12 protein-coding genes and 1 pseudogene are annotated in these 9,618 nt (G+C 59.4%); 8 read left to right on the forward strand and 5 right to left on the reverse strand.

Going from position 1 to position 9,618, the window contains the following annotated elements; genetic code table 11:
* From BI292_RS06230 to BI292_RS06250, 5 genes are all read left to right on the forward strand, one after another.
* Positions 1-309: MOFRL family protein (locus BI292_RS06230; RefSeq protein ID WP_305887386.1), on the forward strand; the 309-nt coding region annotated here is incomplete at its 5' end.
* On the forward strand, positions 299-1,714 hold the full coding sequence (gene pyk / locus BI292_RS06235) for a pyruvate kinase (protein ID WP_101207327.1): 1,416 nt from the start codon (positions 299-301) through the stop codon (positions 1,712-1,714). The genes BI292_RS06230 and pyk, both read left to right, overlap by 11 nt.
* Before the next feature lie 166 nt (positions 1,715-1,880).
* The gene (locus BI292_RS06240; protein ID WP_101207328.1) at positions 1,881-2,795 is read left to right on the forward strand and encodes an urea transporter; all 915 of its coding nucleotides are present in this window, start codon (positions 1,881-1,883) and stop codon (positions 2,793-2,795) included.
* A gap of 21 nt (positions 2,796-2,816) precedes the next feature.
* Positions 2,817-3,641 (forward strand): ion transporter, encoded by an 825-nt coding sequence (locus BI292_RS06245; RefSeq protein ID WP_092271372.1) that lies wholly within the window; start codon positions 2,817-2,819, stop codon positions 3,639-3,641.
* A gap of 104 nt (positions 3,642-3,745) precedes the next feature.
* Positions 3,746-4,741, forward strand: coding sequence for a sulfate ABC transporter substrate-binding protein (locus BI292_RS06250; protein WP_092271375.1), 996 nt, complete (start codon positions 3,746-3,748; stop codon positions 4,739-4,741).
* Positions 4,742-4,925: 184 nt separating this feature from the next.
* Here BI292_RS06250 and BI292_RS06260 read toward each other — a convergent pair whose 3' ends face one another.
* The gene (locus tag BI292_RS06260) at positions 4,926-5,555 is read right to left on the reverse strand and encodes a DUF5666 domain-containing protein (protein ID WP_178076535.1); all 630 of its coding nucleotides are present in this window, start codon (positions 5,553-5,555) and stop codon (positions 4,926-4,928) included.
* Between the two features lie 226 nt (positions 5,556-5,781).
* On the opposite strand from BI292_RS06260, the gene BI292_RS06265 reads away from it, so the two are divergent.
* Positions 5,782-6,987 (forward strand): MFS transporter, encoded by a 1,206-nt coding sequence (locus BI292_RS06265; RefSeq protein ID WP_101207329.1) that lies wholly within the window; start codon positions 5,782-5,784, stop codon positions 6,985-6,987.
* Between the two features lie 91 nt (positions 6,988-7,078).
* Here the strand turns inward: BI292_RS06265 and BI292_RS06270 are convergent, their stop codons facing one another.
* Positions 7,079-7,483, reverse strand: a complete 405-nt coding sequence (locus BI292_RS06270; protein ID WP_101207330.1) for a type II toxin-antitoxin system HicB family antitoxin — start codon at positions 7,481-7,483, stop codon at positions 7,079-7,081.
* Positions 7,483-7,695 carry a type II toxin-antitoxin system HicA family toxin gene (locus tag BI292_RS06275; protein ID WP_101207331.1) on the reverse strand — a complete coding sequence of 71 codons (213 nt, stop codon included), beginning with the start codon at positions 7,693-7,695 and terminating at the stop codon, positions 7,483-7,485. Before BI292_RS06275 ends, BI292_RS06270 begins: the two co-directional genes overlap by 1 nt.
* Positions 7,696-7,911: 216 nt before the next feature.
* Between BI292_RS06275 and BI292_RS06280 the strand changes: the two genes are divergently transcribed.
* Both BI292_RS06280 and BI292_RS06285 read left to right on the forward strand, forming a co-directional pair.
* Entirely contained in the window at positions 7,912-8,379 is a 468-nt protein-coding gene (locus BI292_RS06280) for a helix-turn-helix domain-containing protein (RefSeq protein ID WP_101207335.1), read from the forward strand.
* The gene (locus BI292_RS06285) at positions 8,376-8,951 is read left to right on the forward strand and encodes a PIN domain-containing protein (protein ID WP_101207332.1); all 576 of its coding nucleotides are present in this window, start codon (positions 8,376-8,378) and stop codon (positions 8,949-8,951) included. Before BI292_RS06280 ends, BI292_RS06285 begins: the two co-directional genes overlap by 4 nt.
* Positions 8,952-9,005: 54 nt before the next feature.
* Here BI292_RS06285 and BI292_RS06290 read toward each other — a convergent pair whose 3' ends face one another.
* A complete protein-coding gene (locus BI292_RS06290) occupies positions 9,006-9,413 on the reverse strand; it encodes a hypothetical protein (protein WP_101207333.1) in 408 nt (135 codons plus the stop codon).
* A gap of 14 nt (positions 9,414-9,427) precedes the next feature.
* Positions 9,428-9,618: pseudogene (locus BI292_RS06295) on the reverse strand (c-type cytochrome biogenesis protein CcmI); the annotation flags it as partial.

The following is a 9,618-nucleotide window of genomic DNA, read 5'->3' on the forward strand; positions in this document are numbered from 1 at the left end:
GGCGGACGCAACGCCGAATTCCTCCTGAGCCTGACCGACAGCCTCAAAGGCCTGCCGGGCGTCTATGCGCTGGCCGGCGACACCGATGGCATCGACGGCTCCGAAGACAATGCCGGCGCGATCATGACCCCGGACAGCTACGCCCGCGCCGCCGACCTCGGTTTGAGCGCCAGCGACGAGTTGGACAACAACAATGGCTACGGCTATTTCGAGGCGCTCGACGCGCTGATCGTCACTGAGCCGACGCGCACCAACGTCAACGACTTCCGCGCCATCCTGATTCTCGAGAGCACAAAAAATGACGCCTGATAAAAAGGTCAAAATCCTCGCCACCCTCGGCCCGGCCACCCACGGCATCGAAGACATCCGCAAACTGGTCGAGGCCGGAGTGAATATCTTCCGGTTGAATTTCAGCCACGGCGATCACGCCGATCATGCGCAGCGCTATCAGTGGATTCGTGAAGTCGAGCGTCAGTTGAATTACCCGCTGGGGATTCTCATGGACCTGCAAGGCCCGAAACTGCGGGTCGGCAAGTTCGCCGAGGGCAAAGTGCAACTGCATCGCGGCCAGGCGTTGCGCCTGGATCTCGACACCACGCCGGGCGACGAGCGCCGGGTTAACCTGCCGCATCCCGAGATCATCGCGGCGCTGGAGCCGGGCATGGACCTGCTGCTCGATGACGGCAAATTGCGTCTGCGCGTGGTCACCAAGTATTCCGACGCGATCGACACCACGGTGCTCAATGGCGGCGAACTGTCCGACCGCAAAGGCGTGAACGTGCCGCAAGCGGTGCTGGATCTGAGCCCGCTGACCGCCAAGGATCGCCGCGATCTGAGCTTCGGTCTGGAGCTTGGCGTGGATTGGGTGGCGCTGTCGTTTGTGCAGCGCCCGGAAGACATTCGCGAAGCCCGCGCGTTGATCGGCGACAAGGCGTTTTTGATGGCGAAAATCGAGAAACCGTCGGCCGTGACGCAACTGCGTGAAATCGCCGAATTGAGCGACGCAATCATGGTCGCTCGCGGCGACCTGGGCGTGGAAGTGCCGGCCGAAAGCGTGCCGCAGATTCAGAAAAACATCATCAGCACTTGCCGCCAGTTGGGCAAACCGGTGGTGGTGGCGACGCAAATGCTCGAGTCGATGCGCTTCTCCCCTGCCCCAACCCGCGCTGAGGTGACGGACGTCGCCAACGCCGTGGCCGAAGGCGCGGATGCGGTGATGTTGTCGGCAGAAACCGCGTCCGGCGAATACCCGCTGGAAGCGGTGCAGATGATGAGCAAGATCATTCGCCAAGTGGAAAACGGTCCGGACTATCAAACGCAACTGGACGTCAGCCGGCCAAAAGCCGAAGCAACGGTTTCCGACGCGATCAGTTGCGCGATCCGCCGCATCAGCAATGTGCTGCCGGTGGCGGTGCTGGTGAATTACAGCGAATCGGGGACGTCGAGCCTGCGTGCGGCACGGGAACGGCCGACGGTGCCGATCCTCAACCTCACGCCGAACCTGCAAACCGCACGCCGCTTGACCGTGGCGTGGGGCGTGCACTCGGTGGTCAATGACCGGCTGCGCCAGGTCGATGAGGTGTGCTCGACGGCGCTGGAAATCGCCCAGGCCCAAGGCATGGCGCAACGTGGCGACACACTGTTGATCACTGCAGGTGTGCCGTTCGGGCAGCCGGGGTCGACTAACTCGTTGCGTATCGAAACGTTGATTTAAAGACCGACCTTTGTGGCGCCTGCACTGGCCTCATCGCGAGCAAGCTCGCTCCCACAGTGGATGTGTGATTTTCACAGATCCATCGACTGAACAGAGATTCAGTGGGGGAGCGAGCTTGCTCGCGATGCAGGCACCACGATCTAACTGAAACAACACAGACGTCATCATGCCTGCCAACCACTTCAACACCCATTGCCCCGACTGGGCCACTGCCCTGCTCAACGGTTTCAGCCAGATTTTCCTGCAGCGGCATCCGCTGTGCGGTCTGCTGTGCCTGTTGGCGATTCTGTTTACTGCGCCCACTTTGCTCGGCGGCGCACTGCTGGGCGGGGTTGCCGGGTTGCTCACGGCGCAACGGCGCGGTTATGCCAAGACTGATCGCCAAGCCGGTTTGTTCAGCTACAACGGTGTTTTGCTCGGCTTGTTGCTGAGCCTGTATTTCCCCTGGTCAGCGCTGTTGCCGCCGCTGATCATCGCTGCCGGCGGCCTCAGCGCCATGCTCACCCAGCAATGGCTCAAGCACGCGCGCCTCAGCCAATACTTGCCGGCCTGCACCGCGCCCTTCGTCGGGCTGAGCTGGGTGCTGCTGTGTTTTGCCACGCCCTCGACTCAGGCGCACTTGATTGAAATCACTGCGCTCAACACCCTCGCCGCGCCGTTCAAAGGCCTTGGCCAAGTGATGTTTCTCGGCCATCCACTGGCCGGAGCGCTGATTGCCGTCGGTCTGCTGATCGCTGATCGCCGCGCTTTCTGCTGGGCGCTGTTCGGGTCTTTTGCGGGGATGAGCTGGAGTTTGTTGCACCAGGATGTCTACAGCGCACTGCTCGGCCTCGGCGGCTATAACGCGGTGCTCGCCGCCCTCGCCTTCAGCGCGCAGCGCCGCCAGCCGTGGCTGCCACTGCTGGCGATTGGCGCGGCGCTGATGCTGACGCCGCTGTTCGCCCTCGTCGGTCTGCCGACGCTGACCGCGCCATTTATCCTCGCCTGCTGGCTGATCCGCAGCGCTGTGCAGATGTTCACTAAAGCCGCCGTTGAAAGTGCGCCTTGCGCTACCGGGGAGAATCACCCTAGGCTTCGCTGATCATTGGTTCAGGCGGTATCCATGGACAGCAGCAAAAACTGGCGTGAAGAGCTTTACGTCATGGTTTTCCAGAGCGACACCAAGGCTGGGCGGCGCTTCGACGGCATCTTGCTGTTGATCATCCTCGCCAGCATCGTGATCGTGATGCTCGACAGCATCGACTCGATCCACCAGAACTACGCCAACGTGCTGGCGTACATCGAGTGGGGCTTCACGGTTATTTTCGCCATCGAGTACGGCTTGCGCCTGTACTGCTCGCCGAAGCCGTTGCGCTACGCATTCAGCTTTTATGGGCTGGTGGACTTGCTGGCGATTGTGCCGGGCATTCTCGCGTTGTATTACGCCGATGCGCAGTATTTGCTGATCATCCGAATCATCCGCATGTTGCGGATTTTCCGCGTGCTCAAGCTCAGCCCATACCTCAAGCAAGCCAACTATTTGATGTCGGCGCTGCGCGGCAGCAAGCAGAAGATCGTCGTGTTTCTGGTCAGCGTCTGCACGCTGGTGACGGTGTTCGGCACGCTGATGTACGTGATCGAAGGCCCGGAGCATGGCTTCACCAGCATTCCCAAAGGCATCTACTGGGCGATCGTCACGCTGACCACCGTCGGTTTCGGCGACATCGTGCCGAAGACGCCGCTGGGCCAGGTGATTTCGTCGCTGGTGATGATCACCGGTTACTCGATCATCGCTGTGCCGACCGGGATTTTCACTGCTGAACTGGCCAACGCGATGCGCGGCGAACAGCTGCAACATGACTGCCCGGTGTGCAAGAAAAACAGCCACGAAGCAGGTGCGGCGTTTTGTTCGCGATGCGGCAATCAGCTGTTTAAGAAACTGGAATAAGCAAAGTGCTTTTTAATCTTTAAAGGACTATGCGCGCCCGGCTATAGTCGCTGGCAAATTGCCTCGCTTTTAATAAAAACACTTTTTCGAACAAGGAATGCGCAGTGAAAAAACTCTTTGGCGCCTCACTTCTGGCCGCTGGCCTGGCCCTGACCAGCGTGGCTCAGGCCGCACCGACCCTGCTCAACGTTTCCTACGACGTGATGCGCGATTTCTACAAGGACTACAACACTGCGTTCCAGAAGCACTGGCAAGCCGAGCACAACGAAAACATCACGTTGCAGATGTCGTTCGGCGGCTCGAGCAAACAGGCGCGCTCGGTGATCGACGGCCTGCCGGCTGACGTCATCACCATGAACATGGCCACCGACATCAACGCCTTGGCGGACAACGGCAAACTGGTTCCGGACAATTGGGTCACGCGCCTGCCGAACAACAGTGCGCCGTTCACTTCGGCCACGGTATTCATCGTCCGCAAGGGCAACCCGAAAGCCTTGAAAGACTGGCCGGACCTGCTCAAGGATGGCGTGCAAGTGATCGTGCCCAACCCGAAAACCTCGGGCAACGGCCGCTACACCTACCTGTCCGCCTGGGGTTATGTGCTGAAGAACGGCGGCGACGAAAACAAGGCCAAAGCCTTCGTCGGCAAACTGTTCAAGCAAGCGCCGGTGCTCGATACCGGTGGCCGTGCCGCGACCACCACGTTCATGACCAACCAGATCGGCGACGTGCTGGTGACCTTCGAGAACGAAGCGGAAATGATTGCCCGCGAGTTTGGCCGTGATCAGTTCGAAGTGATTTACCCGAGCGTTTCGGCTGAGGCCGAGCCGCCGGTTTCTGTGGTCGATAAAGTCGTCGACAAAAAAGGTACCCGCGCCGCTGCCGAGGAATACCTGAAGTACCTGTGGTCGCCGGAAGGTCAGGAAATTGCTGCCGCCAACTACCTGCGCCCACGTGACCCGGCGGTGTTGGCCAAGTACACCGATCGTTTCCCGAAAGTCGATTTCCTGTCGGTGGAAAAGACCTTCGGTGACTGGCGCACTGTGCAGAAAACCCACTTCAATGATGGCGGGATTTTTGATCAGATCTATGCGCAGTAAGGGCTAGGCAGCCATGAAAAAGGCGACCTGCAGAGGTCGCCTTTTTTTGTGGCTGAACATAAGAGCTGCGTCCGCCGAACATCCCCTGTGGGAGCGAGCTTGCTCGCGATAAGACCGGCACATTCAACATCTTCGTTGTCTGGCACACCGCTGTCGCGAGCAAGCTCGCTCCCACAGGGACTCATCACATCGGTGGTGTTACGCCGTCCTTGCCTGCCGAGATCGATTGCGCCGTCAGCGTGCCGTCCGCGCTTTGCGTCACAAACGTCACGATCTTCACCCCGACCTTGAGCAAGCTGCGATCGCCCGGCACCAGGTTGACGATCGGCACATCCTCCGGCACCAGAATCTTCTGCTGGCCGCCCTTGTAATTAACGGTCAGCACCCGACCGTTGCTGACCACCAGATCACCGACGCTGCCATTGGTCATGCTGCTGCCCTTGGCCAGGTCGAACGGCCGATGGCCGTCGCCGCTGCCGGCGAGTTCTGGCGGGAATACGTGAACTTCCAGCGCTTTGAGCGTGCCGTCATCCTGCGGCACCGCAGCCGAGCCGATGTAGCTGCCGGGCTTGATGTCTTCGATTTTCGCCAGGGTCACGCCGCGAACCTTGGTGTCGCTGTCCAGATGAACCACGACGTTTTCGCCAGTGGTGACATGCACTTTCAGGCTGTCGGAATTGACGCCGGTGATCTCGCCGCGCACGCCGATGCGCATGCCTGGCGCGTCGGCCGCTTGCGCCAGTCCCGCTGAAAACAGGGTAACCAGGGTGATGGCTGAGGTGCTACGAAACAGCTGACGGAGCATCGCATTCATGGAAACGCCTTCCTTTACGTTGAGAGAACATAAGCACGCTATCGAACGGGATGTAAGTGAATGTATCATCCGACCTCAAAGAGCCAGCGAAGGTGCCCTCGGCAGCCACCGGCATGTTTGCCGATCATCGCGCACAGCAATGATTGTTATCACTTCAATCTCACTTCCGCCTTACCGGTCAGCCCGCTAGCCTGCGCGCATCCTCAATTGTTCAGCGAGACCTGTCATGAACCCAGCAACCCAGGTGCCCCACGGCGCCGCGACAATGACCCGAGGCATGGTGCTGCTGTTCGCCTTCTGCTGCGGCGCCATCGTTGCCAACATTTATTACGCCCAACCCATCATCGGCCTGATCGCGCCGGACATTGGCCTGAGCAGCACCATGGCCAGTTTCATCGTTTCGCTGACCCAGATTGGTTATGCGCTGGGCCTGTTTTTTCTGGTGCCGTTGGGAGATCTGCTGGAAAACCGCAAGTTGATGATCATTACCACTGTCGTGGCGATCGCCAGCTTACTGGGCGCGGCGTTTACCGATCAGCCGAATGTGTTTCTGCTGATCTCGTTGCTGGTCGGTTTCAGCTCGGTGTCGGTGCAGATCCTGATTCCGCTGGCCGCGCACCTGACGCCGGAAGCTTCTCGCGGCCGCGTAGTGGGCGGGATCATGGGCGGTTTGCTGCTGGGTATTTTGCTGGCGCGTCCGGTGTCCAGCCTGGTGGCCGACCATTTGGGCTGGCGGGCGATGTTCATGATCGCGGCGGCATTGATGGCGGCGATCAGCATCGTGCTGGCGATGACCATTCCCAAGCGCCAGCCTGATCACACGGCTTCTTACGGGCAATTGCTCGGCTCGCTGTGGACATTGCTGCGGCAACAACCGGTACTGCGTCAACGGGCGTTTTACCAGGGTTGCATGTTCGCCACGTTCAGCCTGTTCTGGACCGCCGTGCCGCTGGAACTGGCGCGCAATCATGGCTTGAGCCAGACCCAAATCGCGATCTTCGCTCTGGTCGGCGCCATCGGTGCAATCGCCGCGCCCATCGCCGGGCGCCTGGCCGATGCCGGCCACACTCGTATGGCATCGCTGCTGGCCCTGCTGTTCGCCAGCCTGAGCTTCCTGCCAGCGTTCATTCACCCGATCTACAGCGTCATCGGCCTCGCCGTCACCGGCGTGGTGCTCGACTTTTGCGTGCAGATGAACATGGTCCTCGGCCAACGCGCGGTCTACGCCCTCGACGCCAAAAGCCGCAGCCGCCTGAACGCGTTGTACATGACCAGCATCTTCATCGGCGGCGCGTTCGGCTCGTCAATCGCCAGTGCCGTGTACGAACACGGCGGCTGGTTATGGATCGTGATCGTCGGCAGCGCGTTTCCGCTGCTGGCACTGGTGCGGTTTTTGAGTGTGTCGCAGAAGGGCTCATTGGCGACTGCGTGAACTTGAAAAGCTTCGCGGGCAAGCCTCGCTCCTACAGGATTCGTGTGGGGCCAGTCGGGGCGGAGCTGCCTGCGAAGTTGATGTGTAGGACTCAGTGCCGAACCAGCTTCTCCATCGCCGCATCGGCGAGGAAGGACGAGCGGCTTTTGACGTTGTGCTCGCGTACATAGCGGTCAATCCGCTGGATGACGTAGCCGGGCAGCGTCACATTGACCTTCTCGGTTTTGCCCATGTACGGCGAAATGTCCAGTTCCAGCATTCCCCAGCCCATGTCGGCAAATTCAGGATTGCCCCGGTGCGTGGCGGCCGAGGTCGGCATCGGAATCGGTTCTCCGTCCGCAGCGATTTCCTGCAGCATGATGTGAGCAACCTCGACCGCCGCGTTATAGGCGTCTTCAAATGTATCTCCGGCCGTTACTGCGCCAGGAATGTCGGGGATCTGAATACCGATAGCGGTGTTCTCGTCGCCCCACTCGATGCAGATGGGATATTGCATTATGGATCTCCTGCGTAACTGGCTGGCGGGCAGTGCAGCCCGGCGCGCCTCCTGATGCTTTTTACCGTTCCAATCGGCAAATCCTTTTTCGGCTGCGGAACGGGAATCGTGTACGGGTTGTAACGGTGAGTGAAGAGATGGTGACTGCCGGTGACCCGATCCAACGTCCAGCCCGCCTCTTCCAGCTCCTTGATCAGTAACCTCCTCTGCACACCAGCCTCCTTGCTCGGGCCAATCAAAAGTAACCCTAGAGTTATCTTTACTCAAGCACAAAATAAGTGATGGCGACGCTTGGTTGTTTTGCGGGATGTGAGATGAGGGGGGCGAGTTGGCTGGAAGGTCTCTAAGAAACTGATTTTTTCGTTTATTGCGATTTTCGTTTAATTCGAATAGCCTTCCAACATCGTATTCAAATGTCGGAAAACATCATGTCTTTAGTCATCCATCCACCGATCAATCTGCCCAAAGCACGCGAAGTTCAGGCCGCCATCGAAGGCCAGCGCGCCCTTGCGGCTTATCTGGCGACGCAGTTTGAAACTCAGCGCATCCAGATTTTCGACGAGCAGGATGAAGCTCACACCGTCGAATTGCCGACATCGGCCCTGCGGCTTTTAGTCGATATCCTGGCCGCATTGGCAGAAGGCAATGCCGTCAAAGTCGTACCGGTACACGCCGAATTGACTACCCAGGAAGCGGCGGATCTGCTCAACGTCTCACGCCCGCATCTGATCAAACTGCTCGAGTCTGGCGAGTTCTCCTACCACAAAACAGGCAAACACCGACGTGTGCGCTTTGCCGATTTGATGGATTATAAGCACCGGCGCGACACCGCCAGCGAGCAAGCAATGACGCTTCTCGCCGAGCAAGCACAAGCGTTAAGGACTGGATACGAGTGAGGAACTCCGCTTTTACCGCTGTATATGACGCCTGTGTTTTGTACCCCGCACCACTGCGAGACTTTCTGATGTGGCTTGCCCTTTCGGGACGTTTTCGCGCGCGGTGGTCACTGGAGATACATGACGAATGGAAACGAAATCTGCTGAAGAACCGGCCGGATCTGACACCAGACCAGCTTGACCGGACATCTGAGTTGATGGATCTGGCCATCCCCGACGCTTGTGTCTCGGGATACGAAAACCTGATCGACGGGTTAACGCTGCCGGACATCAATGATCGCCATGTGCTGGCTGCTGCCATTCGCTGCGGCGCCAGCGTCATCGTCACGTTTAATCAAAAGGATTTCCCGTGGGCATCACTCGAGCCATTTGGCATTGAGGCACAACACCCTGATGAGTTCGTCGACAATCTTTTTGATCTGGATTCAGCCGCTGTCATAACCGCAGCGCAGAGGCAACGCCAACAACTGAAGTTTCCGCCCATGGATGTCAGCACCTACCTTGATATCTTGTTGCGTCAAGGGCTTGATCGATCGGTCCAGGCGCTGAGCCAGTACCGAACCATTCTGTAAGCACTGATTCACGAGCAAAAAAACGGCGATCCGAAGATCGCCGCTTTCATTCACTTACTGCCCAAACTGCCTGCCCAACCCACCCGGTACGCCGTGGATGTCGGTTTCTTCCCACGGGCCGTTGGGGCTGATTGAGCGGCTCCAGCCGTTGTTCCAGCGGTAGTAAGTGCGCTGGCGGTAGAAGGTGTTGGTTTGGTCGTCGAGGACGTAGACGCCCATCTTCGCGTCCCAGTGGCTGTTGCCGCCCGGTGGTGGGGCGAAGCTGGCGGAGGTGCGTGGAACCGGTTTTGCCGGTTTGGCCGGGATGCTCGGCTTGCCTGGCGATGGCGTCGGTGAAGGCGTCGGGCTTGGCTGCGAGGGCGGGATCGGCGGCAGCGGTGCCGGCTCCGGCCGATGGACCGCACAAGCGCTTAACCCCATGACCAGACTGAGCAGGGTGATTCGAGCGAAGGCGGTCGTCATGGTGGCGGTTCCTGTTATTTATCCGGGCTGTCGATGGTCACTGTTTGGGGCGCGGTGGTGCTGCTGGCCAGTGGCTGGCTGCGACCGATCCATTCGCCGGCAGTCGGTTGGCCGGCGCGGGAAATGCGCGCAACCAGTTGGACTTCAGGGAAGTTCGACAGTTTCAACTGCGGCATCATTGCGTCGGCATCGCCCAGTTCGACGG

The sequence above is a fragment of the Pseudomonas sp. 43NM1 genome (assembly GCF_002836905.1).
GTDB lineage: Bacteria > Pseudomonadota > Gammaproteobacteria > Pseudomonadales > Pseudomonadaceae > Aquipseudomonas > Aquipseudomonas prosekii.